The organism is Ruegeria sp. BK1 (assembly GCF_056535645.1).
In genome coordinates this window covers 512326-538906 of record NZ_JBQFIS010000002.1, presented here as the reverse complement: position 1 = coordinate 538906, position 26581 = coordinate 512326, and the positions used below count along the sequence as shown (strand labels likewise).

Here is a 26581-nt window from a genome sequence, read left to right as displayed (position 1 = left end):
CAGCCAGAGGCGGGCATGACGCAAGACTATCAGATCCTTGAGCTAGGCGATTTTCCACTGTTGTCCGGCGCGGTGTTGCGGGATGCGAAGCTGGCCTATCAGACTTATGGCACGCTTGCGCCCGAACGTGACAATGTGATCGTTCTGCCCACCTTCTACACCGGCACCAATTCCCGAAACGAGGGGTTTTTCGGCCCGGGTCGCGCGATTGACCCGGCGCGGCATTTCATCGTCAGCCCGAACCTGTTTGGCAACGGGCGATCTTCGTCCCCGACGAACACGCTCGCACCACAGGACGGGCCGCGTTTTCCGCTGGTTCAGATGTGGGACAATATCGCGGCGCAGCACCGGCTGATCCATGACCATCTCGGCATCGACCGGATTGCGCTGGTGGCCGGTTGGTCAATGGCCGGATGCCAGTCCTATCAATGGGCGGCACAATACCCCGACATGGTGCAGGCGATCTTGCCGTTTTGCGCCTCGGCCCGGACCTCGCCGCATAACTTCGTCTTTCTCGAAGGGGTGAAGGCCGCGCTCTGTGCTGATCAGGCATGGAACGGGGCGACTATGACAGCCCGCCGATCGCCGGACTGAAAGCTTTTGGCCGTGTCTATGCGGGCTGGGCGTTCTCGCAGACCTTCTACCGCGAGAGACTGTATAAACAGCTGGGGTTCGACACGATCGAAGATCTGCTGCTGGATTGGGAGATTGATCATGTCGACGGTTGGGATGCCAACAATCTGCTGGCCAAGCTGGCCACGTGGCAAGCGGGTGATATCGCGGCAGGGTCATTGTATAGCGGCGATTTCAAGGCCGCGTTGGGCGCCATCAAGGCCCGCGCCATCCTGATGCCCTGCACGCAGGACCTGTATTTCCCGCCCGAAGACAACGAGATCGAGGCCCGACACATGCCAAACGCCCGTTTCTGTCCATATGACTCGCCCTGGGGCCATTGCGCGGCCAATCCTGGCAACGATGCCGGTTTTACGGCGGCTTTGGATGACAATATCCGCGCGCTTTTGCAGCAATAGGCGCGGGCAGGATGCATCGGACCGGAAATCGGTTTGCTGTCCCGGCGGGTTGGACCTTATGATCGGGGTTCACAAAACGGGCCGCTGGGCCGACAGACACAAGAAGGACGCGCTGTGAACTTATCGCGCAAACCAGAAGCGGACAGACCCTTGCGTCAGCGCAGCACGCATTCGGTGGATGAGCGTCTGAACAGTGAGATCGTCCGTATGCTTGAGCTGGACGGGCGGATGGCGTTTTCCGAGATTGCCCAGAAGCTGGACGTGTCCGAGGGAACGGTGCGCAATCGCGTCAACGCGATGAAAGAGGCGGGCCTGCTGCGGATCGTGGCCATCGCGGACCCGACCGCCACGGAATACAAGGCTGATGCAATGATCTGTCTGAAGGTGGCGCCGGGCACGACACCGCAAGCGGTGGCAACGCGTCTGGGCGCCGTTTCCAGTGTTGTCTATATCCTGTGGGTCACGGGGCGGTTCGATCTGATGGTGGAACTGGTCTGCGACGAGCCGGACGATTTGGCGACCTTCCTTGAAGACCATATACATGGGGTCGAGGACATCGTGGATTCAGAAGTGATGCTGGGCCTCAGAAACTTCAAGAACCAATTCCTGCTCAAGCGAAACTGGGAACAGCGGACCAACAACTAAAGCCTCGGATAGCAGTGTCCATTCCACGACTGGCACCGCCTCGGACCGCCTTTGGCTTCAGTGGTCGTATCTGACCAACTATGCGGACTTTGTTCTGCGGGGCTCCTGCCTAGGGGCCAGGGCTGATCTGCTTGTCCGGTACTATGGCGGAAGCTACAGTCATCGGGCAGTGCGTAAATGGGAAGACGGGAATGCCAGTTCAAACCGGTTACTTACTAATCGCCGATATTACCGGGTATACCGGATATCTGACGCGGTCAGAGTTGGAGCACGCCAACCCGATCATACGGTCTTTACTTGAGGCGATTGTTATTGAGCTGAAAGACCCGATGAAACTGCGGGGCCTTGAAGGGGACGCTGTTCTTGCCTATTCCAGCGGGCCGTTCCCATCTGGCGAAACGTTCCTCAACATATGCGAAAGCCTGTATCGAGCGTTCGCCGAACGCCGCCGGAACATCGTGCAGAACACGACTTGCCCTTGCAATGCATGCAGGAACGTCGCCGACCTTGATCTGAAAATCCTTGCGCATCACGGAAAGTTTGAAGAACTTTCGATCGGTCCGATGAAGGATATCTCGGGTGCCGATGTCATACTTGTCCATCGTATGGCGAAGACCGATGTCAAGGAGGAGACCGGGATACGCAGCTATGCGCTGTTCTCGGAAGACGCTTTTCAGGCGATGGGTATCACATCGGATCTCATGCAATATAGCGCTCAGTTCGAGCATTTTGGTGACGTGCCCATGCGGGTCTATGACCTTGCGGCAGCTTGGCAAAAATACCGAGAGATCGCCGGACCTGTGCGCGTGACCGATGAGGAGGCTGTATTCACAACCCGGCACATACTGAAGGCCCCGCCGGTGGTTGCCTGGGAAATGCTTACGGACCCCGCACTCAAGATGCGATGGATGATGTTGAGAGACGCCTATCGGGAAGGGGATGTGTCGCGTACGTCAGCCGGTGTCCGCCTGCACTGCATTCATGAGGCGGCTCACTTTCAGATGCTGATCGTCGATTGGAATCCATTCGAATATGTGACCGATATCCTCCACAATTCGTCCATCGAGGGCCTTACTAATCTAGAGACCTATGAACTGGCCCCGGTGGAAGAAGGGTCCGAGATTGTGTATCGGATGGGGCGGCTGACGGATGCCGACGGTAAACATCATCCTTCAGAGGAATCTGCGGTAATTGATCTGTTCGAAAAATTCTATCCGGTGGCGTTCGGTATTCTGGACGAAATGGCGTTGGAGTTTCATCGAGACAAACAAGAGTGACCCGTTTGGCGGTACTCCGGTCTAGGAGCGTTAGCCCGTTAAAATCTTGGCTTGATCGGTGAATGCCGAAGAGGTGAGCGTGGATCAAGGAAGACGCATGTCCTCGACCATTGCCGCTATGCTTGACCGGGGCTCTGTCTGCGCGCCTTTGCCGAGGGACTGCCTGATCATGGATGTGCTGAACACTGGCAATGTCTCTTTCGCCCGCTGAACCAGCTTTTGCGCCGTGTCATGATCCCCGCGCCGCGTCGCTGAAAGCGCAGCTATGGCTGCGGGATGCCAGACTTTGGTGTTTGCAAGTATCGCTTCGCGCGATCTTTCTTCTGCCGCCTCCAAGTCGCTTTCATCACCCCGGCAAACCAGCCCCGCTGCCTGCGTGGTCAGAAATGCCCAAACCAGAGGATCGTACGGGTATAGGCGTCGGGCTTTTTCTTCATGGGCAATCGTGGCGACAGGGTCTTTCGCAACGCCCAGTCTCAGCAGTAAAAATTTTTGGCGCGCCAACAGTGCCTGCGGCAGGGCATAGCCCGGATCTGCCTTGATGGCCGCTTCGAAAATAGGTTGTGACTCTGTCATCGCTTCGGGGGTGGCGAGTGCAAAATGATAAAATCGCGCTGACAAAGCTCCTAGGCTGAAAGGCTGTGGGTCGGTGCGCAGCGGGAAAGCATACGCTCATGCGCGCCAATCTCGGGCTCGACGCCCATGACGATGGCCCCGGTGAGTTGATCGAGAATGGCGAACAAATCGTCTGCCGGCCCATCCCAGTGGTTGGCTCAAACCTGTTCTTCGTCTTTTGCGCCGTTCAAACGCGACGAGACCCGCAAGCGGTTTCCACCCCGTCGAAAACGTCCTAGTGCAGCGGTGACATCTTCCACTAATGCGGACGCAAGAAACAATTGATCCGAGTCGTCCGTGTCAATCTCAAACGGCAACCCGGCGACACTGGTCACGTCGCGGCCGGTCTGAGCCACTGGAATGGCGTCGTCACCTACAACGTCTACGCTCTAGACTTCCAACGGATTTGGAATGTTCTCTACAGTTTGCAGCCCGAGTGACGTGAATTCAGCGTCCATGCGTCCATTCACCTGATCACGTACTTGGCGCGAGATACAGATGCCGCCAACGGGCGACAAACTCTCCAACCGAGCGGCTATGTTCACAGCGTCGCCCAATACGTCATCGCCATCTACTACGACGTCACCGAGGTTTATCCCGACACTAAACCGCAGACGGTGATCTTTTGGTTCGCCTACTTCCCGCGCGTGCATACTGTCCTGTATTTGCAGGCCGGCGCGTAGCGCGGCGACCGGAGACGCGAATTCGACCAGAATTCCGTCTCCCATGGTCTTGACGATCCGCCCTTGGCACCGCTCTAGGGTCGGTGGCCATGGCATTCATGGCCGCCAAGCGAAGCAATAGAACGCCGAATAGTGAAAACTGTTTGGCCTATTTGTTGTGCTCTGTTTCAGCAACGCGCGCGTTACAAGATTCCCTGCTAACCCCAACGAAAACCTGGCGGTGTCAGACCGGTCATGGGTCCGGTAGAGCCGGGATTGCCCGAAGGTACAGGACAATTGCCTGAAGATCATCTGAAGACATCTGGGCATAATGCGCGTACCCCATTGGGGGTCGCATTCGGCTGCCATCGGGCCGTACACCCGAAGCGATCATCATCTTTAACTCATCATCGCTATATTGGGCTAACCCATCCTCGTGCGATGTGATGTTTGGTGCAATGGAGACCCCCCACGGACCGTGAAAGGCAAAACCTCCGGCGCCAAGATGCGTGTCGAACATTGGTCCTTGTGGCCCAAAGGTAGTGTGGCATTCGATACAATGTGCAACTGGCCCGGCGAGGTATTCTCCGTACTCGACGCTTGGTCCAGCGGGCGGGGCCGTCACCGGGCCCACAGGCGGCCCATAGCTGGGCGGAAGGGGGAAGTTGTAGGTTGAAAAAGGCGTTTCATTCTTGCTCGCGGGGACGGTGCGCAGGAACATTACCATGGACATAACGTCATCGTCGCTAAGGCTGCGGTAAAGCCCGATGGGCATGGGCGGTCCGATGACAGAACCGTCCGGGCGGATGCCTTCCCGAATTGCGCGCACCAGGTCTGCGTCGCTCCAGTCTGCGATCCGGCTACCTGGCGTTATATTGACGGCCCAGGCCTCCATCATCTCGTTCTTTTCGACCAACATTCCGCCGAACTCATTGGACATGTCCGGGCCGTTGGGGCCCTGCGGTGTATGACAATTTCCGCATGCAGCTGGCCCTCGTACAAGGTACTCACCGCGTTCGATACTCGGCTCAGCCATCGCGACCAGCGGCAGAAGGATTGGGGTCAAAAACAAACCTATGCATTTCATTTTTCGTACTCCCATCTCGCGTGAACAAAGGACCCGCTTCAGGTCGGAGCATGATCCGGCGCGAGGATTGTCATGCCGATTCTATCTGCCAAAGCTACGATTGCTGGGATGTCTGGCGGGCCGTCGGGTTCAGGAATTTCTGTCGTGCCGTCCGGCATTGCTTCACCCGCTTCGCTGAAGAATGTGTCATGCATTGCGCCGGGCGCGTTGATGCACAGCAAACGACCTGCTTGGGGCCCCTTACATGTGAACGCGTGAACCGCTCCATCGGGTACTTTCACAAAATCACCTGCGCGAACGCCAAGCGTCTGCCCATCGACCATAAATTCGAACTCGCCTTCCAAAACAAAGAAGCTCTCTTCCTCTCCGGCATGATGGTTTGGAGGCGCGCCTGCTCCGGGCGCAGTCTTGATTTCGACGATTGCGTATTTGTCCCCGGTCTCCGCAGGGAACGCGTGAAAGGTCAAGAGATTGCCGAAAAGGTGATAAATGCGCGGGCGAGTCTGTTCCACGTTGAAGATTCCCTTTACTAAAATCAAAGTGAGTTTATGATACATACATCTCTTTATAAGACAAGTGTAACATTTAGGAACTTGAATATTGGCACCACGAACCAATCAGAAAAACCGGACCCGAGAGGCGTTGCTGGAAGCGGCGCGCGACATCATGGCCGAGGGTACAGAGGTTACTCTTGCGAAAGTTGCGGATCGTGCGAAAACCAGCCGTGCGACCGTGTACAGGTATTTTTCGGACCCCGGAGTTTTGGCGCTTGATGCGACGTTGGATTTCGAGGTTTTGCCGACTTCGCGCCTATTGGAAGATCTCGCTGACGTACGAAGTCGTGTGCAAAAGGTTGCGCAATATTACTTGGATTTCTCACGTGATCACGAAGCCTATTTCCGGCAGTTCCTGGCAGAGTCACTGAAGGCAGCTTTGGAGGACGCGCGCAGAAACATACGGGGGGCCCGACGCGTGGCTGCATTTGGCGAAGCGCTTGAACCTGTTCGTGGCCGAATGGATCCTCAGACTTCGAGGATCTGAAAAAGCGGTTGGCGATGACGACAGGAATGGAGCAGTTCATCATTTTGGAAGATATTCTGCGCGTTGATCAGCCAGAAGGTGACCGGCTTCTTTCGGGTCTGGTTGACGCCCTGTTGGATCGCTATTTGCCCCAAGAGAGCGCGCCGAATTGAGTTGCTCTAAGGGTGTGGACGTGAGACCGGCCTGACGCAGCGAACGCTGTTCGAAAAATCGTACGGGCTACGAACGTCGCTTGATCGGTTTGTAAAAAACAGCGAGATCTCGCCGGCTTCGCCTGTGGTCGTGCATGGGTCCCAATATCGAAGGTACCAGCGGCAAAACAGCAGTACCCATGCTCTTCTTCAAACAGGTGTTCCGACATTTGAGCCAAAGGCCCTTTACATAGAAGCCCCTCCCGCGACAACATGAGATAAATTTAAGCATTCGAATAACGGGATGAGTTTTCCCGTGTGTCCGCGGCGAATTGGGCCTCGGACATTTGCTGATAAAAAGGGGGGGAGATATGGCTGATATCGTTCGTTGGATTGTATCCGCGTTTCTGGTTTTCACACCGACGTTAGTGGGGGCGCAGTCCGAACAGGAGGGTGTCGCGGAACCTATATCAGACACCGATCTGCTCACCCAGGCCGAGCTGGAAAATCTCGTCGCGCCGATTGCTTTGTTTCCGGACACGCTTTTGATTCAGATACTGGTTGCGGCGACCAGCCCGATGGAAGTTGTCAAAAGCGACCGGTTGCTGGCCAGCATGGACAGCGAGGAACCCGAAGTCATTCAAGCTGCCGTCGAAGCCGAAGAATGGGACGAAAGCGTTGAGGTTCTGGCCGTCGCCTTCCCTGAAGTGATCGAGGATATGGCCACCCATATCGAATGGACCGAAACCATGGGCGACGCCATGCTTGCCCAAAGTGACGAGGTGATGGTCGCCGTTCAGACCATGCGGACTCAGGCGATCAACAACGGTGCGCTCGTATCGGGTGAAGAACAGCTTGTCGAGGTCACGGAAGACGAAACCGTCATCATCCAACCTGCGGATCCCGAAGTTGTTTATGTGCCGCAATATGACCCTCAGGTCGTTTATACCGACAGCAACAGCAACCTTGTTGGCGACGCCATTGTCACCGGAGCTATCGCGTTTGGGACATTCGCCCTGATCGACGCCATTTTTGACGATGACGACGACTGGAATGACTACTGGGGTTGTCGAAATTGCGGGGGTTGGGGTGGGGGCCCGATCTATCGAAACCCGAATATTGATCTGGATATCGACGGCAATGTGAATATCGGCAATGACGTCAATATCGGGAACGGTAACATCAATCGTCCTGACGATGGCTGGAAACCGGATGATCGAAAGAAAGATCAGGCGCGAGACAAGATTGCCTCCAAAAAGGATCCAGGGGGTAAGACCAAGCTGCCGATAGACAAAGGCGACAGCAGCGCGGATGCCTTGCGAAGCAAACTGTCCCAGAAATCCGGTGCGCCAGATATCTCCCGGCCCGGATCGCAGGCCAAAACGGAAGCAGTTCGGAAAACCATGAAGGATGGGGGTACGCCCAAGGTTAATCGGGCCACGCCGAATAAGGCCGTGAAGAAACCGACCCAAAAGCCAGCGGTTAAGAAACCATCCGGGACCAAGTCCCATGTCACCAAAGCCTCTAAGCCCAAAGCGGTCAGCAAGCCGAAGGCGACCCACAAGAAATCCAGCGGGCAAAAAGCACGCTCGGCTTCGCAACGGGGCAAAGCTAGCCACCAAAAAGCCCAGCGGAGGAGATAAGAGCATGACCAATACTTTGATCAAAGCAACTGCAATCACCGCATTTCTCACTGGTCCGGCCTGGGCTGAACCTGCCGCATATGCCTCTCCGCAAGAGGCGCTTGAGGCGATGGTCGCAGCGCTGAAAAGCCCTGAGGCGGGTGCTGCTCTGGCCGTCTTCGGGCCAGAGGCTGCGGACTATCTTTCCGATGGAAACCCGGTCGAGGACAAGATCAACAAGCTGGCACTGTTGTCCCTCTACAAAGAAGGCTATCGGCTTGTGCCGCAAGACGATGGCTCGGTCCTGATTGCGCTGGGTGAGGAAGGCTGGCTGTTCCCGGTGCCCATAGCAAAGACGGACACATCATGGTCTTTCGACAACGACGCAGGCCGGGAAGAAGTGCGTCTGCGCGAAATCGGCCGCAACGAGCTGGACGTGATCGAATTGATGGAGGCCTATGTCGAAATACAGGCCGATTTCCGGTCGCAGGATCAAGACGGCGACGGGGTCAGGGAATTCGCAAGCCAGATCATTTCGACTTCTGCCGATCAGCGGGATGGGCTGTTCTGGGCATCCGAAGACACGCTGTTGGGTGAGCTTTTCGCGCGTGCTTCGGCTTTTGGCTTCAGTGACGGCGAAACCGACTTCGCGCCCGAGCCCTTTTCAGGTTACTATTTCCGTATCCTGACAGAGCAAACCGATGCGGCGCCCGGCGGAGCGATGGACTACATCGTCAATGGCCACATGGTTGCGGGTCATGCCCTTTGGCCGTTCCAGCAGAATTCGGAGAGACCGGCGTGCACAGTTTCATGGTTTCGGAAAACGGTGTCGTGTTCGAGGCTGTTCTGGGCGAGGACACGCTGGAAAAGGCGGCAGGCATAACCGGGTTTGATCCGACTGAGGAATGGCAGCCTGTGAACTGATCCTGCGCGTCGATTCCAGCATCCGGTCGTATCGCATTTCCAGAAGGCATCAGAGCGTTTGCGGCGTTGGATTCGGTTAAGAACCAACGCCGCCATCGCCCTGCAAAGTGAAAGCGATTTTGGCGAGATTCCCAACTGTACTTTGCGGTCGATGCGAAAAAGCTCGGTACAGGATACTAAGGTGCTAATGTAAGTCGGTAAATGAGACGTCGAACCCAACCGATCCGGGCAAACGACTAAGGCTAAAGGAAGAAGGAAGATGCCGAGAAAACTGCTTTGGCCTTTGTTGGGATTGATCGCTCTGGCGGCCTGTTCGGCTGGGCCTAGGGATTTTGTTCAAGTCCCATCGCGGGCGGTCGAGAGCCCTTCCAATAGCAGGTTGACGACAGCGGTGCGCAAACTGGGTGATCCACGTGACGGACGGTCGGGTGTCAAGCTGATCAGCAACGGCGAAGAGGCACTGGCCGCGCGTCTGGTTCTGGCGTCGCAGGCGGATGTGACAATAGATGCGCAATACTATCTGCTGCACAACGATCTGACCGGGCAATTGTTTGCGCTGAGCCTGCTGAACGCGGCGGATCGCGGTGTACGGGTCAGGCTGCTGCTGGATGACATGGATACATCGGGTTACGACGCGATGACTGCCGCACTGGATTCTCATGAAAATATCGAGATCCGGCTGTTCAATCCTTTCTGGCGTGACCAAAGCCTGTTGGTTGCAGGTTTGACCGATTTCAAACGCATCAACCGACGCATGCATAACAAGTCCATAACCGTCGACAACACTATTTCCATCGTTGGTGGTCGCAATGTGGGGGATGAGTACTTCCTGGCCAAGGAAGAGTTTAACTATGCAGATCTGGATATCTTCGTCGCCGGGCCTGTGGTGAACGAGGTGTCCGACAATTTCGACGAATACTGGAACAGCGAATTTGCTGTTCCTGCCCGTGCGGTGATTGGCGAACCCGAGACTCTGGGTCTGGCAGATGCCCGCGTGCGTCTGAATGCGCTGGTCGATGAAGCCCTGAAAACACCGTATGCGGCAGCGGTCAAGAAGACCGCGCAAGAGACTTTTACCCTCAAGACGCTCAGGCTAGACTGGGTTCCGGCCAAACTGTATTCCGACCCGCCGTCCAAGGCAGCCGGTGTCGACAATGATCAGCCCATTCTGGCCTCGAAGTTGGTACCCTATTTCCAAAAGGCTGAAAGCTCGGTCGACGTCATCTCAGCCTATTTTGTGCCCCGTAAGCGAGGGGTTAAATGGCTGAGCGAACTCGAGGATCGCGGGGTTAAGGTGCGTGTTGTCACCAATTCGCTGGCGTCAAACGATGTGGCGCCGGTTTATGCGCATTATGCAAGGGAACGCCGCGCTCTATTGGACGGGGGCGTGGAACTGTTCGAACTGCGCCCTGACTCAGACCGGGTCAATCAGCGGGGGGTGAATTGGGGTCAGTCGCGCGCGGGTTTGCACACGAAGGCATTTACCATCGATGAGCGATACCTGTTCGTGGGCTCGTTCAACTGGGACCCGCGGTCGGTCAACATAAACACAGAAATGGGCGTGCTTGTGGACTCGCCGGACCTGACGCGACGCGCGGTTGCTGCGCTTGACGAAGCTTTGAAGCAAAACACCTATTCGGTCCAATATGACGAGGAAAAACGCGTCACCTGGAGGTCCTACCGCGAGGATGGTGCGATCTTGCTGAACCGACATGAACCCACCGGTAGTTTCTTTGATCATATCAAGGCCGGGTTTTTGGCCATTTTGCCTATTGGATCGCAGCTTTAGCGCAAGATGGGCTTCCACATCTACGCCGTCGCCATAGCCCCCGTCGCAGTATGGAGCCCCGGACTGGACAAGAAAGACATCTCGGTGCTTGCTGTCGGGATGATTGAAGATCTGCAGCGTCCCCGTGTTCCGTGTTTGTGCAATTTGGCCGGGATGCGCGGAAAAGGGATGGAACGAATGAATTTTGTTAAGGCATTTCCTATTGTGTTGCTGTTTCTGCCAACAGTTGCGTTCAGTGCCGAGTATGAAGCACAGCCCATACTGTCTGCGCAGGAAAGCGTTCAGGACGTTCCGCTTGCGACCGAGATTTATCGCATCGACGAACAGGTCCCGACGGATGGGTACATGGCGACCTACCGCATCGAGACGCAGTTCGGGCAATTCTCGGCCTCTGGTCCGGGTATGTTGCAGGCGCGGTTGGCCGAAATCCGAGCTCTTGCTGCGCTGGACCATATCCAGAATGACCAGCAATTCATCGACGCTGCCGAAGACACAGCCGGAGAGACGTTTGAAAACCTGCGCCAATTTGCGAAGCAGCCGAAGGAAACTCTGAAAGGTGTGCCCGAAGGTGTCGGGCGGTTTCTCAAACGTACCGGACGGTCGGCTAAGACGGGGCTGCAAAAACTGGGCGATGTCCGAGAGGGCAACTTGCCCGGCGTTGATCCCGAGACCACCTCTAACCTTCCCGGAGGCTCGGCAGATTCACAAGCCGGTCCGCAGGGCAGCTTTACTGAGAATTTCGCGCGCGCCAGCGGAGATGTTGCTGTAAATATCCTTGGGTTTGACAAACAGCGCCGCCGTCTGGCCAAGGAATTGGGTGTCGATCCCTATACCACCAATCAACTCCTCGCCACGCGGCTGGATGAGGTTACTTGGGCGGCCTTCGCCGGGGGGCTTGGCGTCAATGTCTTGACCAGTTTGGTTCCGGGCGGGTTGGTCCTGTCGTCATCCTCGCGGCTCAGTGACTGGGTTTGGGATACCGCCCCCGGTGATCTGCGCGTGCAGGTTGAGGAAACGCTTTTGTCCGTCGGCGTGCCGCGTGATCAAGTCGACCGCTTTTTGCGGCACAGCTACTATACGCTCAGCATGCAAGCTGTGGTGGCGGATTCATTGAAATCGCTTGAGGGGGTGCAAGGCCGGGCGGATATCCTTCCGTTGATCCTGAGTGTGGGCTCGGAAGGTCAGGCGCGTTTCCTGGTGCAGACCTTGGACATGTTCAGGACGTATCACGTGACCAAAGAATCACTGTCCCAGTTGCGCGTACAAGGCACAATCATTGGCGTTGGAGGTAGTAGCAATTCCGTGGTCATGGCTCCAGTAGACTACCTGAGCTGGACCGAAACGCTGGATGCATTCTCTGCCAATCTTACTGAGGCGACCGAAGGTCCCATCGTGCTTTTTGTTTCGGACGAGATGTCCGGTTTAGCGACGGACTCACTAAAAACACGCGGTTGGACAGTAGCGGAGACAGGGCAGATCACTCCTGATGCCTTTCCACTGCGTTGACAAGTGTAATCGGCGTTGGGCCGCCCGAAAGAGATGATTGCTAGGGTTTCGGCAGCAAAGTTCCGCGGATAAGGTCCCGGGCGCTCATTTGATTGTGCTGAGACTCGTTCCGGCAAGACGCTCACGACGCCAGCCTCTTACGGGCCCATTGAACAGTGTCTTACCGATAACGGAATCCGGTGAAAAATGCGCTGACAAGACCGAGCGCAGCCGTAGTCCCAAGTTGCTGGTTAGGCTCAGGCCTCATGGCCGATAGATGACCAAAGCGGCGAGCGCGATTGCTGAGAGGAAGATTTTGACCGTCTTTTCTTCGCCATGGTTGGCAGCAAAACGAAAATCAATGGGTCCTGAGCCTAGGGGACGAGCATCTCAAGTTTGGCGTCCGGGAAGTGGGACAAGACTGACCTGACCTTCCTATCTGGTGTCACGCATAGCGCAGTCGACAACCCATCTGCCAAGGCGGCATTTGCGGCAGAAACGGACACAGTACTCTGCGGTGCCATTCGGTTTTTTGGGTCAAGAATGTGGTGATGTCCCGCAGCCAGCTTCATCATTGCCGGTGCCGAGGTCGCGACAGCACGGTCACGTAGCGAAAGCCGCCCCCTTACGATATGCTTGGGATCTGCCAGGCCGACTTGCCAGTCGCTTCCATCGCTACGGGTGCCTCGGGCTGATATCTCGCCCATATCAACCAAAATATTGCGCAGGCCAAACCCGTTTAGCAGACTTGCGATACGATCAGTGATTTCGCCCTGGGCAATTCCGTTCAGGGTCAATCCTGAAAATCCCGGATCTGGCAGGCGGATTGCATCCGTGTTTACTAACACTTTGTGCCATCCTATCCCGCGCTGCGCGCGATTCAGTTCAGAGAGTTCCGCTCCTTTGGCGAACGCCATCCAGAGAGGTTGTATCGTTGGGTCGAACGCGCCGTCCGAGGCGTCATGCAACGCGGAACACAAGCTTAGAACTTTCAACAGTTCGGGTGACGGTGCTATCAGGTGTCCATCAGTATTCAGTCGGCTCAGCTCAGAGTGAGGGCGATACAGGCTGAAAATATTCTCAAGCCTGGTCAGCTCGGCCGTGACGGCATCGAAAATGGGTGCTGCTTCAGTGTTGGTTAGTCCTTCCACGCGTAGGCTGGCCTTTGCGCCCAATGCTGAGCCGTGCCATCGCGCAGACGCAGCGGCGGCAACCGGAGTACAGGCGCAGGCTGCGGAAATAGCCAGAAACCGGCGGCGGGTCAGGGCGGTCATGACGGGGTCTCCAGCGCAAGGTTCAAATCGACGGGGCCCAACACTTCGGCATCGGGGATATCGGACAGGGTCAGGGCGGCGCCGCCATAAGTGTCGATAAAGGCCTGCGCCGCGCTGGCATCGCCAAAAGGCACAACTTCGCGCGCGCCCATTCCCCCCGCGACGTTGGCGCCGACTACAAAGGTGGAGTCGGCGGCGGCGATCCAGTTGGAAATGCCGGGTTGTCGCCAACTGGGTGCGACGCTCATGTCGCTGACATATACGGCGGTGATGGCGGCGTCACGTTCGGGGCTTTTGAGATAAGCCACCATGTCGCGGACCTGCGCAAAGAAGAGCGGCGTAGGGTAGCCTTCCAGATGGATTTGCCCCTTGGGTCCGCCATGTTCGGCGATGTTCATCTGGCAGAAGAAACTCAGCGCATCGGGGGTTAAATCCACCGGGTCGGGGGCCTCGGCAACCTCTTCTTTGCAGGCGGTCAGGGCAATCAGGGCAATCAGGTACAAGCGTTTCATGGTTCGACCCTCCGGAAGGCCAGTCGCGCGAGCGCGAAGGCAAGCACCGGCCAGATCAGAAGTGAGGCGGGCGCGGCCCAGAAGGGCAGGGCCTGCGCGGCCCCGGTCATGCCGGAGGCCATGGCGACACCCTCGGTCGCGGCAATGTTCCACAGACGGAATGCGTCGGCCGGGTTGGCCACCATCACCCACGGAAAGACGGATTGGGTGAAGCTGCCGCCCTTGTCCATGACGACGGCCCCCAACAGGCCCAGATCATAGAGGACAACAAAAACCAGCCATAGCCCGGCCGACAGACCCGCTGCCGCCGTAGCCCCCTTTGCCAGGGCAGACAGCAGGTATCCCAGCGCCAGAAAGACGGCGCCCAGCAGGATGGATGTGAGGATCAGTCGCGTCAGAGCTATCAGGCTTTCGGCCCCCGCGCCTCCAAAGAAGGTGGCCACTGCGCCTGCCGTGCCAAAGCCGACGGTCATGGCGAAGGCTAGCGCGGCCAGATGGGCGGTGAACTTGCCCAACAGGATTTCTCCGCGCCCTGCAGGATAGGACAACAATAGGGAAAGGCTGCCCCGGTCCACGTCGCCTGCGATGGCGTCGAAAGAAATCATCAGCGCCAGCAAGGGCGCAAGATAGACCGACAGTGTGGTCATCGAGGCGACCGAGACGGTGAGCATATCGACCCCCAGCGTGCCGGTTGGCGCGCTGCCCGCAAAGGTCAGCGCCAAGGCGAACAGCACCATGATCAACGTCGCGACCAGCAGCCAGCGGTTGCGGCGCAGGATCAGCATTTCGGTGCGGGTGATGGCAAGGAAGCGGGTCATTGCGATCTCTCCTGTGCGTAATGGCGATAGAGGTCTTCCAGCTTGGGCGGCGTCATTTCCACATCCGCCACCGCGTCGCCCAATCCGGCTATGCGACGCAGGGCCTCCATCTTGTCCTCGGGAGAACACAGCAGTTCGACCGAAGCCCCATTGATCCGGTTTCCGCCCAGTTCGGCGGCCAGCGCTTCAGGGTTGGCACTGGCGCGCACTTTCAGGCGGATCGGCAGACCGGCCAACGCCGACAGGTTGGTCAGCGTGTCATCGGCCACCATCCCACCCTTGCGCATGATGGCAATGCGATCGGTGCGGGCCTCGACCTCGGTCAAGGCGTGAGACGCGATCAGGACGGCAGTGCCCTGCGCGGCAAGCTCGTCAATAATGGCATAGAGGTCCTGCCGCGAGATCGGGTCCAGCCCGCTGGTCGGTTCGTCCAGCAACGCCACTTTGGGCTGACCCAGCAGCACCTGCGCCAGACCCAGACGTTGCCGCATTCCTTTTGAATAGGCTCCGATCCGGCGGTCCAGCGCATCGCTGAGGCCGACCCGCTCCAACAGGCCGGGCACGTCTGCTTTCGCGCCCGAGAGTTGCGCAAAAAGGTTCAGTTGTTCGCGGCCCGTCAAGGCCGGGTGGAAGGATACCGCCTCGGGCAAGTAGGCTGTCTCTCGCCGCGCCTGCGCCGTACCGGGGGCGACGTCTCCGATCCGAATGGCTCCGCCATGGATCGGCGTCAGGCCAAGGACGGATTTGATCAGGGTCGACTTGCCCGCACCGTTATGGCCCAGCAGCGCAACGCGCTGACCGGGGGCAAGAGACAGGGTGATATCGTCAAGAACGGGGGTCTTGCCACGGTCTTTGCAGACTTGGTCAATCGTCAGGGCCTTATTCGTCATGAGGCACCTTTTTCATAGCTGGGGGTTCAGGGGTTTGCATCAAGGGGTTGCTGTCCACCACGCCTCCCGGCAACAGCGCCGGGAAGGCCGATTGCGACCAGCGCACCAGCTGCACGGCAGGTGAGCCGAGCAGCAATTTGGCTGCGGGTTGGGTCCACAGCACATGGTCCATTGAATCGTTGGGGCGATAGGGGGCATCGGCCACGCCGTTACCATCCACATCATAGGCGGCGAAATCGGACCAATAGTTTCCGCGCCCGTCTTCTGACCACTCGACCCATTTGGTCGAGACATATTTCACCTGTGTCCGGTTGCCGACAAAGGCGTTGCCGACGATCCGGTTGCGTTCGGACCCGGCGGTAAAGTGGATGCCGATGCCGCAGCCTTCAAACCAGTTGTCAGTGAACTCGTTCTTGTTCGAGTTATAGAGGAAGGTGCATTTCTCTTTCGCACCTTTGACCACATTGCCGGTGATGACGCTCTTGTTGGCATAGTTCAGCATCACGCCATGTTCGCGGTCATCAATCGACACATTGTCGGTGACTTTGACATTCGAGGTGAACATCACCGCATAGCCCAGATCGTTGCCGATCGAGACGTTGTTGCTGACCACGGAGTTGTCGGCATACATATAGTGCACCGCAAAGCGCAGATCACGAAACAGGTTGCCGGTGAACAAATTCTTCTTCGAAGAATTCACGAAAATCCCATCGCGGCCAAATTGAATGTCATTGTCGGCGACAACGGCCCCGGGAGCGTTCCAGACATAGACCCCATTGCCGCGCGCGTTCATGTGGCGGTCCTGCCGCCCTTCGATCCGGTTGCGGCGCACGATGCCGTCCTTGGCCCCGTGGATGTCGATGCCATAGAGATTGCCCAGCAGCACATTATCCTCGACCACAGGCGCGGTGGCCGTTTTGGTCAGTTGGATGCCGCTGTCGATCCCGTCATGGTCTGAACCGGAGCCGATCACCGTCAGCCCGCGCACCGTCACGCCGGGTCCGGTCACGGTGATAACGCTGCCTTCGCCTTGTCCGTCAATCGTGGCCTGTCCCAGCCCGTCAATCGTGATGGGCCGGTCCAGAACCAGTGTTTCGGCATAGGTGCCGGGGCTCAGGCGGAGGGTATCCCCATCCGCCGCCTGCGCCAGTATCTGATTGATGGCCCCCGCCCGGTTGGGCACATCCCAGTCCGCCGCCCAAAGGGGCGAGCCGAGCAGGAGCGGTATGAGCAGGGACCAACGCATGACTACGCGCTCCGCGGCTCAACAAACATCCGGCCGCGCATTTCCATGTGCAGCGCGTGGCAGAACCACTGGCAATAGAACCAATGCACGCCCGGACGGTCGGCAATGAACGTGACCGAGGCGGTGGCCTGCGGGGCAACCTCCATCGCGATACCGAAGTTCGACAGGCAGAAGCCGTGGGTCACATCATCCACATCGTCCAGGTTGGTGACATAGACGGTGACTTCGTCGCCCTGCTTGACGGTGAACTTCTCCATGCTGAACACAGGGGCGACCGAGGTCATGTAGACGCGCACCTTATTGCCATCCCGGATCGGCTCATCCGCGCCATAATCCAGATCGACGCCATCGGCCTCGGCCTGTTTGCGCGCATCTTCCCACATCGGGTCGTTGCGATCCCAGACATTGACCGGGTTCACTTTGGACCGGTGTACAAGGATCGAGTCATGCGGCTCCGCAAAGGTCGGGCCGTCATGGACCACCTTCATCTTGTCGCCCGAGATGTCGATCAGCTGCTCATTCTCAGGCTTCAGCGGTCCCACGTTCAGGAAGCGGTCTTTCGAGAACTTGTTCATCGAAATCAGCCATTTGCCGTCAGCCTCAGCCGTCTCACCCATCGAGGTCGAGTTGTGACCCGGCTGATACTGCACGTCCACCTTGTCGAGGATCGGATCGACGTCCGCGCCACCATAGGCTTCGATCGCTTTGGCGATGTCCCACTTCACCACCTGGCTGTCCAGGAACAGGGTGGTATAGGCGTTGCCCTTGCCGTCGAACGCGGTGTGAAGCGGGCCAAGACCCAGTTGCGGTTCCGCGACGATGGCCGAGCGCGGATCAGCGTTGTCGGCAAACAGCGCGTCGACTTTTTCGACATCGATCACCGACACGGTCGGAGACAGCTTGCCGTTGATCATGATGTGTTTCTTGTCGGGCGCGGCATTCACACCGTGTGGCGAGTTCGGGATCGGGATGTAGCGGGTCAGGTTGCCGCCAGCCTCTTTACGGCCGTCTACGACCTTGACGCCGTTCAGCTCCTGATAGTTCCCCGCAGCAATTGCGTCTTCGATGCCTTTGAGGTTGAACACGACCACGTGGTCCAGCTCATTCTCGGTCATCTCGGCCAGGTTCATGCCCATTTCCGAGTTGTACGAGGTCGAGAACGCGTATTTGCCCTGATAGTCGCAGTCGGTGTTGTCGAGGTTGCCCGACACCATCACCTGCCATGCGATCTCCATCGTGTCGCCGTCGATGGCGGTAAAGATGTTCACGTATTGCGACGGATCGTCGAGGATCTGGCCGTCATTGACCAGCGGCGCCTCATGCTCACCATTGGCAAAGATGTAGCCGGTGCGCGGGTATTTCTGCGGACGCAGACCGTGGATGTCATGCGCGTTCGGGATCTCGATGATCTTGTCGCATTTCATCACGTCGCAGCGCACACGGGCCACGCGGGTGTTGGCTTTGTCGTTCATGAACAGATAGCGACCATCATAGGTGCCATCCGTGAAGGACATGTGCGGGTGGTGCAGGTCGCCGTTGTCATAGGTGACCTTGCCGTTGGCAGCCAGAAACTCTTTGGTTTCGGGCAGCAGGCCTTCGGTCAGGATTTTCAGCGACTCGTTGGTTTGACCCCAGCCGGTGGCTGAGCAGCGGTTGAACACAGGCACCCGCATCAGCTCACGCATCGAAGGCACACCCAGGATGCGCAGCTCACCGGTTTGGCCTGAGGACCAGAAGCCGTAGTATTCGTCCAGCTCGCCCGGTTCCAGATGCGCGTTCGCAGCGGCGCTTGCCTCGCGGGCGGTCATCAGGGTCGAGCCCAGCCCGGTCCCGGCCAGAACGGCACCGGTGGCGGTCGCCCCCAGCATTCCGCGGCGTGTGATGTTCAGTTTGTTTTCTTGGTCTGACATGATCGTCCCTCCAATCAAGAAATGGTTTGCGGTTTGGCGTTCGGATGGTTCGCCGGTGGTTGTCCGAGTGGAGTCTTCATCTGCACCGACCCTGTCTTGGCCCGCCGTTTCAACTGGCGGATAACGACGGGGCATTTGTCCTCGGACTGATAGAGCACCTGACAATGCAGGCAGGTGACGCACTCGTTAGGGTTAATCTCACCGGTGGGGTGGATTGCCTGAACGGGGCATTCATTGGCGCAGGTTTGACAGGGGGTGCCGCAATCCTTGTAGCGGCGCAGCCAGTCGAACATGCGAATACGGGCCGGGATCGCCAGCGCACCGCCCAACGGGCACAGATAGCGGCAGTAGAACCGTTCGATGAACAGCCCGATCCCCAGCAAGGCCAGCGCAAAGACCACGAAAGGCCAGTCTCGCATGAATTTCAGGATGATCGCGGTCTTGAACGGCTCGACCTCGGCATAGGTTTCGGCCAGCGGGATCGAGACAAAGCTGATCCCGAACAGCACTAGGAAGATTATGTATTTTGCTGGCCAGAGCCGTTCGTTCAGACCCCAAGGCAAGATCCATTGCGGCACCTTGAAGGTCCGCGCGATCTTGTTGGTCAGCTCTTGCAGTGCACCGAACGGGCACAGCCAGCCGCAATAGGCCCCGCGTCCCCAAAACAGCAGCGCGGCGGCGACGGCGAACCACTGGATGAACACCAGCGGGTCCAGCAGGAAGGCATCCCACGAGAACCCCGTGCGCAGACTGCCCGCCAGCGCCATAAGGTTCACCACGCTCAGCTGCGCGTTGGCGTACCAGCCGATGAAGAACAGCGTCATGGTCAGGAAACCGATGCGGAACCAGTAGAACACGCGTGCATTCATGGTGGCGTGGAACTGGAAGAAGAAGGTCGCCGTCAGCACCAGCAGCATCGCGCTGAGGATCACAATCTCAACCACGCGGTCTTTCCAGATGCGCTGCCACAGCGCAGCCTTTGCCGCAGCCTCACCGCTGGCGTCATCGACAACCGCAGGGGCCGCAACGGGCAGCAGATAGTATTCGGGCAATTTGTAGCCCAGATCAAAGGTCAGGAATGTTTTCTCGACCGCACCCACGGCCCGCTGCGCCAGCAGTTGCAGGCGGAAGGGCTCGGCCGGATCAAACTCGGCATCGGCGGGGATTTTGAAGATGTCCAGTTCCGTAAAGCTTGGGGCATCGGGAGCTGCAACTTCGCCCAGACGGCGTTGTTGCTTGTCAAAGAACCGCACCGAATTGTCGCCCTGGATCAGCTGAATCCGGTCGAAAATCCCGCCCCGGACATAGCCCGAACCCTTAAAGCTGTAAGCCCCACGTCCCAGCACAAGAATGGCCTGCTCGCCCTCGTCCAGCCAGTCGACCATGTTCTGATATTCGGCCTCGCCCAGCAGCGACTTGCCGATCGACGGCACCGAGACCAGTGCCAAATGCATGTCGATATAGGTGTCATCGGGTTCACCGGGTTCGGGGCGTTTGATCGCGCGCTGATCGCCCGTCGCCTCAAACGCGGCATTGACCTGCCCGATATCCAGCGTCAGTCGCCGGATTGACCCGTCCCCCGACAGTGTCGTCCAGTCATAGATGGCGTCCTGCGCCATATCGACCTCGCGCTTGGGCCCGTCGGCCTGCGCCGGTGCCAATCCGCCCAACCCCAACGCGCGCGCCACCTTGATGCCACCACGCACAAGGCTGTCGTCGATCACCATGATCGTGACGGTCGCGCCCGAGATAATATCAAGGTCATGCCCCTCACCGCCCGTCTCGGCCTCAACCTTCAGGTCCAGCCCGGCATAGCCTTCGGTCAGCTCAACCATGTGCGCATTGGGAATGCCGATCAGCACGATCGGTTCCGAGTGTTTGACCAGTTGCACCCCGGTCAACACCGCCTCGTCATTGATGGCAGCAACCACGTGGATCGGCTTGCCGGAATATCCGGTGGTGCCCACGAAATCGGATGTTAGGAACGCCCAGGCCACCGTCTCGCCTCCTTTCAGAACGGGGGCAACCATGACGTCCTCGCGCACCGGGCCAAAGGCATCGGCACCAGGCACCAGATCGGCAGGCTCAATCTCGGGCAGAAAGCTGGCGAGGCTGTCGGCATGGGCGCTGATCGCCATCAGGCAGGACAGGGTGAAGGCCAGCAGGGCTTGGAATGCGCGACTTACGACCATGGCGCACCTCCGATACTTTGAGTAGACGCCATGGAAGCGCGCGGGGCGCGTTCAGTTGTTTTTAGGTTTGCGTGCGGGGGCCCTCGGGTTTCAGGCCACAAGCGGGCCTGATCATGGGGTTGGTTCTGATCGGCGCACCGGTACAGGGCGAGGCCGGCCTTCTGGGATAGGACCAGATGAGGCTGATCGGGCAACTGCGCCAGCGTGGTGACGGCACACAAGGTGCAATCGGCGCATTTCGGGCAGGGCGCGGTCGGGTCATCGGTCTCCTCCTCAAGGTCCACCTGAACCCAAACCGCCCCCGCCTCCGAGCAGATCTCCACCCATATGCTTTGACCGGGACTCGCCAGAACCGGGCCAAGCATTTGCAACAGCAGAAGAAGGGTGCCCGCCCATGCACAAGCCACGCGGGACGCGCGAACAGGGAGGTTGTGCAGAGGGTTAGAGGCGGGCATAGAGAATCCAACTCGGTATTCTTTTCCAGAGTTCTAGGGAATCTCTCGGACCGATACTTGACTTCTGTTAGGTGCGAAGGTTTTCGCGACTTAGCCGTCGGCCTCATCCATCAGCCCACGCAGCCAACGACCCGCCAGCCAACTTGCAGGCACGCCCAACGGCACTGACCAGATCAGCGCTGTCACCGGGGGAATGACCGCAAAACCAAGGGTATGCGCGATCAACCCAGCCAAAAACAGGTTGATGGCCACGGTCAAAGCCGTGGCCGGGTAAAGCAGGATGGACAGTTTCCAGACCGGCCAGCGCCCGTCAGTGGCTGGTGCCTTCCGAGAAGGTGATTTTGTTCCAGACATTGTATTTTCCAGACGGTTTGCGCATCGGCAGGCGGCGGACCTCTTCCAGCGTCTGCGCATCATAGACGATCACTGCGCCATCATCCTCCCAGATCGACACCAGCGCGTGGCTGCCATCCTTGGTGAACTCCACATGCGCCACGGTCTTGCCAGGGGCAGGGCGCAGGGTCTTCACGATCTCAAGGCTCTGCTTGTCGATTACATGCATGACATCCTTGTTAGGGCCAAAGAACACATCGGCCCAGACGTAAGGCGAGTTCTCATGGCTGCGCATGAAAAACCCCGGCCCTTCGGTCTTGATCCGTTTGACGGTCTCCCAGCTTTTCATGTCGATCACTGACACCGTGCCATCGGTAAGATGCGGTGTGGCCATAACGGTTGTGTCGCCATGCTGCCATGTGATGCCCGATCCCAGATGCGGCATTCCCGGCAGGTCCAGATCAGCCACCTTGTGCCCGATTACCAGATCAATCACCTGTCCGCCCTTGCCATCGCGCGACGCGCCCATAACGTATTCATAGCTCTGGTCGAAAAAGAAATCGTCCAGATAATCCGGCGTGGTGATCTTGCGCACCGGGAACGGGTCAGGATTTTTGAACTGGCCCTCGATGCGGAAATCATGGCCCAGCCCGAATTGCGGCGGGTTGGCACCGTAGAAGACCTCCCAAATTTCGGGCACGTCTTTCAGCGCCAGCACAAAGCTTTCACGCGGCGGCGCCTGATACACGGCCGAGACTCGGCTGGGCACACCCTTTTGCTTTTCACTTCGATAACCGACGCCACCGAAAGATTCTCGGTCGATAGCAACGTCAACGAATTGGGCAGATAGTTCGCCACGGCTACCCATTTGCCATCGCCTGACATTGCAATGTTGCGGCTGTTCAGGCCCGCGCGCACGCGCCCCACCTGTTTCAGCGCCCAGATGTCGTATTTCTGCACCCAGCCATCGCGGGACATGATGAACACATAGCGCCCATCGGGGCTGAATTTCGGCCCGCCATGCACGGCAAACGGCGTCTCAAACCGGTCCAGAACCTCGAACGTGTCGCCGTCCAGCACGCTGACATGGTGGTCTCCGGTCTCAACCGCCAGCGTGATGTTCATCGGGTCACTGTCCCAGATCGGCGCATCGACAGGCACATAGTCATCGTCCAGCGTACGGCTGGCCATGATATCGGTTTCACCCCATTCAGGGTCCGTTTCCAACGGGGATTTCAACCAACCCGCCAATTCTTCGATCTGCAACGCATCCAGCTCATGGGCAAAGGCAGGCATCTGAGTGGCCGTGCGTCCTTCGGCAATCACGGCAGCCACGCGGGGGCCGCGCATCCGTTTCAACGTCTCGGGGATCAGCGCCGGGCCAACGCCGCCCAAGCGGCTCTCGCCATGGCACGAGGCGCAGTATTCCGCGTAATCCGAAGGCGCGTCAGCCCATGAGGTGCCCGCAAGTAGCAGGGCGCACAGCGCGCTGATTTTCAGAGTGTCAGAAGAATTGATGCGCCGGATCATATCGTTTCCCCCGGAATGGCGTCACTTGCAGCCGCTCTACCGCTTCTTCGACGCCGATTTCTTGATTGCTCAGGTAACAGGCCGGATCTTCGGCCCAGGGATCGCCGGTCAGTTGCAAAGCCCGGATACGAGTATTGCCACCACAGACGTCCTTCAACGTGCATGCCCCGCAGCGTCCCTTCAGCGGACGCGGGCGGGTGCGTAACATGGCGAGCATCGGATCATTGCTGGTCCACAGCTCGGAAAACGGTTTGGTTTTCACATTTCCGACCGTGTAATCGGACCAATAGGTGTCCGGATGCACGCGGCCCAGATTGTCGATATTGGCCACGCCCAACCCGCTGGAGTTTCCGCCCCAGGCCGCCAGATGATCCCGCACATGGGCGGCCTTGTCCGCGTCGAACCGCGCGCGCACCCAATTCAGGAAGTAACCCGCATCAGCGTCGTTATTGCCGGTGACGATATCCAGCGGACGCCCGCCAGACGCCGCCTCCCACGCGCGCTCCAGCAGCAGATCCAGCCCTTTGCGGGTGCGCAGATGTTCGGCATCTTCGCCCCGGTTCTTGTCGCCACGCCCGGCATAGACCAGATGGGACAGATAGAACTTGTCCACACCTTCGTCGTCGCACAGTTGCAGCAGATCGGGCAGATGGTGCTGGGTGCCCTCGGTCAGGCAGAAGCGCAGACCCACCTTGATGCCGCGCTTTTTGCATTCGCGCACACCGCGCAGGGCGTCGGCAAAGGCACCTTCAACGCCGCGGAACCAGTCATTCGTGGCCCCGATCCCGTCCAGCGAGATGCCCACATAGTTGAACCCCACATCGGCGATCATGTCGGCGGTCTCATCGTAAATCCGCGTGCCATTTGTGGACAGGGCCAGCATCGGCACCAGATCGCGGGCGCGTTTGGAGATGTCGAAGAAATCGAACCGATCCAGCGGCTCACCACCCGAGAGGATCAGGGCCGGGACGCGAAACTGGCCCAGATCCTCAAGGGTGACCATGGCTTGCTCGTGACTGAGCTCGCCAGGGAAGGCCACATCCGCCGAGACGGTATAACAATGGCGGCATTTCAGATTGCAGCGCCGGGTTAGGTTCCAGATCACCACAGGCTTCACCGGGCCGGGGCGACGCGGGCGTACCGGGATCGGGGCGACCAGTTGATGCATGTATTCGGTCAGGCGGAACATGGTCCTCAGCCTTTCTGTTTCAGACGCAGTCCAGTCTTTTTCAGGATGCGCGTGGAATAGAGGATATCCTGCGCCCGGCAGGCATCACCCAGGATGGCGGCAATCTCCGCGCGCTTTTCCTCGACCTCGATCGGGTCCGATCCATGGACCATGGCGAACAGGTTATAGGGCCAGTCGGGCAGGGCGCGGGGGCGTTCATAGCAATGGGTCACAAAAGGCAGCAGTCCGATCTGCGGGCCCAGTTCGGCAACTCGCGTATCCGCGACATCCCAGACGGTCATCCCGTTCGATGTCATGCCCAACTTGTAGTGATTGGGCGCCGCCGCAATGCGCCGGATCACGCCACGCGATTTCATATCGGCCAGGCGGAACAGAAGATCGTCTTCGTCCAACCCTAAATTGTCGGCAACTTGCCTATAAGGAGCGGGAACCAAAGGCAAACCGCCTTGCAGCGCTTCGATAATCTCTCGGTCTTTTACGTCAATCATGCTGCTACCCGGAAGCCGATGAAAAATTCCTGAAGTTTGGGAAATTGCAGGACTGTGATCCCGGTATCCCGTTCAATGGTCTCGGCTGCCGTTGCGATCCCCTCGGGCGTCTCGGTCGCAAGAACGAACCACATGTTCAGCCGGTGTGTGCGCTCATAATTGTGCGCCACCTCTGGATGTGCATTGACTTTGGTCAGGACGGTTTCGAATTCCTGCGGTGGCACGGCCATGGCGCAGAGGCAAAAGGCACCACCCATTGCGGCCGCGTCAAAGAAAGGGCCGAATCGGGTTATGACGCGATCCTCTTTCATGCGGCTCAACCGACTCAGAAGGTCGGATTCCTCGATCCCCAACTCATCAGAAATCGCCGCATAGGGGTGCGAGGTCAGCGGCAAGTCATCCTGCATCCGGTTCAGGATCGCGCGGTCGGTGTCATCCAGCATCATGCGGCCACCTCTTTGGCTTGGATCAATGCGCCGGTCTGTTTGAAACAACGGGTTGAGAACAGAACTTTGTGCTTGGTTCCCGACAGTTCGGGTAACGCTGAAGCCCCGGCCAGAATGTCCAGAGCTTCGGTGCGCGAACGTGCGTGGATCATGGAATAAAGACGATAGGGCCAGACGCCTTCGACCGGGTTGCGCTCGTAGCACAAGGTCACACCGGGATGGGCGGCCAATGCGGGCCCTGCTGCTTCGACCCGTTCGGCGGGCATGTTCCAGACCACCATCGCATTGGCGGACCAGCCAAGTGCGCGGTGGCGCACGATGACGCCCAGCCGGGAAATGATACCAGCCGCGTGCAGAACTCTGATCCGGTTCATGACCTGCGCGGGATTGCATCCCAGCGCGTGCGCCAGCAACGCATAGGGTTCGGTCACCAAAGGCAAACCGGAACTGAGCGCTTGCAACACAGAGCGGTCGCCATCCAGCATGACGGAGCAGTCAACGTGGCGCGGGCTGGGCACTTGGCGCTCCGCGCCGGACATGCGGAAGCCTAGATCGACGTTGAACGGGCGTACCAACCGCAGGTCCAGAACGCACAACCCGGTGCGCCGGGAAATCCGTGCCAGCGTCTCGTCTACATGCGCGCGGTCTGGGCCAGTGGCCACAAACCACAGGTTCCACTCATCCTCGCGCTGGTAGTTGTGGTTCACGCCGGGTTCCGCGTCGATCAGCGCGGCCACCTCTTCTAAACGGCTCTCTGGCACGGCGACGGCTGCCAAGGTGCTGGCCGAAACTGCGCCCGGCGCAATTGTCGCTCCAACCCGCGTGATCCGTCCGGTTTTACGCATCCGTTCCAGACGATCCAGAACTTCAGATTCTTCTAGACCCAGAGTATCTGCCAAAACCTGAAACGGACGTTCCGTGACAGGAAAATCGCGTTGAAACTCATCCAGCAGGCGGCGATCAATCGGGTCGGTGATATGTTTCATCGG

Annotated in this window: 28 protein-coding genes and 2 pseudogenes; 12 read left to right on the top strand and 18 right to left on the bottom strand. The window is 58.4% G+C overall.

Annotated features, from left to right (window positions below; translation table 11 throughout):
• Positions 1-15 precede the first annotated feature (15 nt).
• From ACR3E7_RS20910 to ACR3E7_RS20895, 4 genes are all read left to right on the top strand, one after another.
• Positions 16-594: an alpha/beta fold hydrolase gene (locus ACR3E7_RS20910; RefSeq protein ID WP_480719522.1), complete on the top strand. Its 579-nt coding sequence runs from the start codon at positions 16-18 to the stop codon at positions 592-594.
• Positions 552-1031 (top strand): alpha/beta hydrolase family protein, encoded by a 480-nt coding sequence (locus tag ACR3E7_RS20905; RefSeq protein WP_480719520.1) that lies wholly within the window; start codon positions 552-554, stop codon positions 1029-1031. Before ACR3E7_RS20910 ends, ACR3E7_RS20905 begins: the two co-directional genes overlap by 43 nt.
• A gap of 114 nt (positions 1032-1145) precedes the next feature.
• Entirely contained in the window at positions 1146-1676 is a 531-nt protein-coding gene (locus ACR3E7_RS20900; protein WP_480550863.1) for an Lrp/AsnC family transcriptional regulator, read from the top strand.
• Positions 1677-1867: 191 nt separating this feature from the next.
• On the top strand, positions 1868-2953 hold the full coding sequence (locus tag ACR3E7_RS20895) for a DUF2652 domain-containing protein (RefSeq protein WP_480503923.1): 1086 nt from the start codon (positions 1868-1870) through the stop codon (positions 2951-2953).
• A gap of 84 nt (positions 2954-3037) precedes the next feature.
• Here ACR3E7_RS20895 and ACR3E7_RS20890 read toward each other — a convergent pair whose 3' ends face one another.
• A complete protein-coding gene (locus tag ACR3E7_RS20890; protein WP_480503922.1) occupies positions 3038-3529 on the bottom strand; it encodes a hypothetical protein in 492 nt (163 codons plus the stop codon).
• Between the two features lie 98 nt (positions 3530-3627).
• On the opposite strand from ACR3E7_RS20890, the gene ACR3E7_RS20885 reads away from it, so the two are divergent.
• Positions 3628-3807, top strand: coding sequence for a hypothetical protein (locus ACR3E7_RS20885; RefSeq protein ID WP_170789323.1), 180 nt, complete (start codon positions 3628-3630; stop codon positions 3805-3807).
• Positions 3808-3957: 150 nt separating this feature from the next.
• On the opposite strand, the gene ACR3E7_RS20880 is transcribed toward ACR3E7_RS20885, so the two are convergent.
• The 3 genes from ACR3E7_RS20880 to ACR3E7_RS20870 all read right to left on the bottom strand — a co-directional run bounded on the left by ACR3E7_RS20880 (position 3958) and on the right by ACR3E7_RS20870 (position 5829).
• Positions 3958-4347: an adenylate/guanylate cyclase domain-containing protein gene (locus tag ACR3E7_RS20880; RefSeq protein ID WP_480503921.1), complete on the bottom strand. Its 390-nt coding sequence runs from the start codon at positions 4345-4347 to the stop codon at positions 3958-3960.
• A gap of 136 nt (positions 4348-4483) precedes the next feature.
• Positions 4484-5296: a c-type cytochrome gene (locus ACR3E7_RS20875; protein WP_480503920.1), complete on the bottom strand. Its 813-nt coding sequence runs from the start codon at positions 5294-5296 to the stop codon at positions 4484-4486.
• A 59-nt stretch (positions 5297-5355) separates the two neighbouring features.
• Positions 5356-5829 carry a cupin domain-containing protein gene (locus ACR3E7_RS20870; protein WP_480503919.1) on the bottom strand — a complete coding sequence of 158 codons (474 nt, stop codon included), beginning with the start codon at positions 5827-5829 and terminating at the stop codon, positions 5356-5358.
• Between the two features lie 88 nt (positions 5830-5917).
• Between ACR3E7_RS20870 and ACR3E7_RS20865 the strand changes: the two genes are divergently transcribed.
• The 7 genes and pseudogenes from ACR3E7_RS20865 (at position 5918) to ACR3E7_RS20835 (ending at position 12330) form a co-directional block, all read left to right on the top strand.
• Positions 5918-6358, top strand: a complete 441-nt coding sequence (locus ACR3E7_RS20865; RefSeq protein WP_480719518.1) for a TetR/AcrR family transcriptional regulator — start codon at positions 5918-5920, stop codon at positions 6356-6358.
• A gap of 14 nt (positions 6359-6372) precedes the next feature.
• Entirely contained in the window at positions 6373-6510 is a 138-nt protein-coding gene (locus ACR3E7_RS20860; RefSeq protein WP_480719516.1) for a hypothetical protein, read from the top strand.
• Between the two features lie 350 nt (positions 6511-6860).
• A complete protein-coding gene (locus tag ACR3E7_RS20855; protein ID WP_480503917.1) occupies positions 6861-8132 on the top strand; it encodes a DUF3300 domain-containing protein in 1272 nt (423 codons plus the stop codon).
• 4 nt (positions 8133-8136) lie between these two features.
• Positions 8137-8868 (top strand): annotated as a pseudogene (locus ACR3E7_RS20850) (DUF2950 family protein); the annotation flags it as partial.
• Positions 8869-8921: 53 nt separating this feature from the next.
• On the top strand, positions 8922-9035 hold the full coding sequence (locus ACR3E7_RS20845; protein ID WP_480719514.1) for a DUF2950 family protein: 114 nt from the start codon (positions 8922-8924) through the stop codon (positions 9033-9035).
• A 259-nt stretch (positions 9036-9294) separates the two neighbouring features.
• Positions 9295-10824 (top strand): phospholipase D family protein, encoded by a 1530-nt coding sequence (locus tag ACR3E7_RS20840; protein ID WP_170783268.1) that lies wholly within the window; start codon positions 9295-9297, stop codon positions 10822-10824.
• A gap of 177 nt (positions 10825-11001) precedes the next feature.
• Entirely contained in the window at positions 11002-12330 is a 1329-nt protein-coding gene (locus ACR3E7_RS20835; protein ID WP_480503914.1) for a hypothetical protein, read from the top strand.
• Positions 12331-12683: 353 nt separating this feature from the next.
• Here the strand turns inward: ACR3E7_RS20835 and ACR3E7_RS20830 are convergent, their stop codons facing one another.
• The 14 genes and pseudogenes from ACR3E7_RS20830 to ahbB (ACR3E7_RS20765) all read right to left on the bottom strand — a co-directional run bounded on the left by ACR3E7_RS20830 (position 12684) and on the right by ahbB (ACR3E7_RS20765) (position 26578).
• Complete coding sequence (locus tag ACR3E7_RS20830) at positions 12684-13583, bottom strand: FAD:protein FMN transferase (RefSeq protein WP_480503913.1); 900 nt, start codon at positions 13581-13583, stop codon at positions 12684-12686.
• Positions 13580-14095: a nitrous oxide reductase accessory protein NosL gene (locus ACR3E7_RS20825; protein WP_480503912.1), complete on the bottom strand. Its 516-nt coding sequence runs from the start codon at positions 14093-14095 to the stop codon at positions 13580-13582. The genes ACR3E7_RS20830 and ACR3E7_RS20825 overlap by 4 nt, the downstream gene beginning before the upstream one ends.
• Complete coding sequence (locus ACR3E7_RS20820; RefSeq protein WP_480503911.1) at positions 14092-14913, bottom strand: ABC transporter permease; 822 nt, start codon at positions 14911-14913, stop codon at positions 14092-14094. The genes ACR3E7_RS20825 and ACR3E7_RS20820 overlap by 4 nt, the downstream gene beginning before the upstream one ends.
• A complete protein-coding gene (locus ACR3E7_RS20815; protein WP_480503910.1) occupies positions 14910-15803 on the bottom strand; it encodes an ABC transporter ATP-binding protein in 894 nt (297 codons plus the stop codon). Before ACR3E7_RS20815 ends, ACR3E7_RS20820 begins: the two co-directional genes overlap by 4 nt.
• Positions 15793-17049 carry a nitrous oxide reductase family maturation protein NosD gene (locus tag ACR3E7_RS20810; RefSeq protein ID WP_480503909.1) on the bottom strand — a complete coding sequence of 419 codons (1257 nt, stop codon included), beginning with the start codon at positions 17047-17049 and terminating at the stop codon, positions 15793-15795. The genes ACR3E7_RS20815 and ACR3E7_RS20810 overlap by 11 nt, the downstream gene beginning before the upstream one ends.
• Positions 17050-17051: 2 nt before the next feature.
• On the bottom strand, positions 17052-18959 hold the full coding sequence (gene nosZ, locus ACR3E7_RS20805; RefSeq protein ID WP_480503908.1) for a TAT-dependent nitrous-oxide reductase: 1908 nt from the start codon (positions 18957-18959) through the stop codon (positions 17052-17054).
• A 14-nt stretch (positions 18960-18973) separates the two neighbouring features.
• A complete protein-coding gene (locus ACR3E7_RS20800) occupies positions 18974-21151 on the bottom strand; it encodes a 4Fe-4S binding protein (RefSeq protein WP_480503907.1) in 2178 nt (725 codons plus the stop codon).
• Complete coding sequence (locus ACR3E7_RS20795) at positions 21142-21516, bottom strand: hypothetical protein (RefSeq protein WP_408015515.1); 375 nt, start codon at positions 21514-21516, stop codon at positions 21142-21144. The genes ACR3E7_RS20800 and ACR3E7_RS20795 overlap by 10 nt, the downstream gene beginning before the upstream one ends.
• Before the next feature lie 180 nt (positions 21517-21696).
• Positions 21697-21960 carry a hypothetical protein gene (locus ACR3E7_RS20790; RefSeq protein WP_170783276.1) on the bottom strand — a complete coding sequence of 88 codons (264 nt, stop codon included), beginning with the start codon at positions 21958-21960 and terminating at the stop codon, positions 21697-21699.
• A pseudogene (locus ACR3E7_RS20785) lies at positions 21917-23469 on the bottom strand (cytochrome D1 domain-containing protein). The gene ACR3E7_RS20790 and the pseudogene ACR3E7_RS20785 overlap by 44 nt, the downstream one beginning before the upstream one ends.
• The gene (nirJ, locus tag ACR3E7_RS20780; RefSeq protein ID WP_480503905.1) at positions 23444-24658 is read right to left on the bottom strand and encodes a heme d1 biosynthesis radical SAM protein NirJ; all 1215 of its coding nucleotides are present in this window, start codon (positions 24656-24658) and stop codon (positions 23444-23446) included. Before nirJ ends, ACR3E7_RS20785 begins: the two are co-directional and overlap by 26 nt.
• A 5-nt stretch (positions 24659-24663) precedes the next feature.
• Entirely contained in the window at positions 24664-25146 is a 483-nt protein-coding gene (gene ahbB / locus ACR3E7_RS20775; RefSeq protein WP_480503904.1) for a siroheme decarboxylase subunit beta, read from the bottom strand.
• Entirely contained in the window at positions 25143-25592 is a 450-nt protein-coding gene (locus tag ACR3E7_RS20770) for an Lrp/AsnC family transcriptional regulator (RefSeq protein WP_480503903.1), read from the bottom strand. The genes ahbB (ACR3E7_RS20775) and ACR3E7_RS20770 overlap by 4 nt, the downstream gene beginning before the upstream one ends.
• Positions 25589-26578 (bottom strand): siroheme decarboxylase subunit beta, encoded by a 990-nt coding sequence (gene ahbB, locus ACR3E7_RS20765; RefSeq protein WP_480503902.1) that lies wholly within the window; start codon positions 26576-26578, stop codon positions 25589-25591. The genes ACR3E7_RS20770 and ahbB (ACR3E7_RS20765) overlap by 4 nt, the downstream gene beginning before the upstream one ends.
• Between the last annotated feature and the right edge of the window lie 3 nt (positions 26579-26581).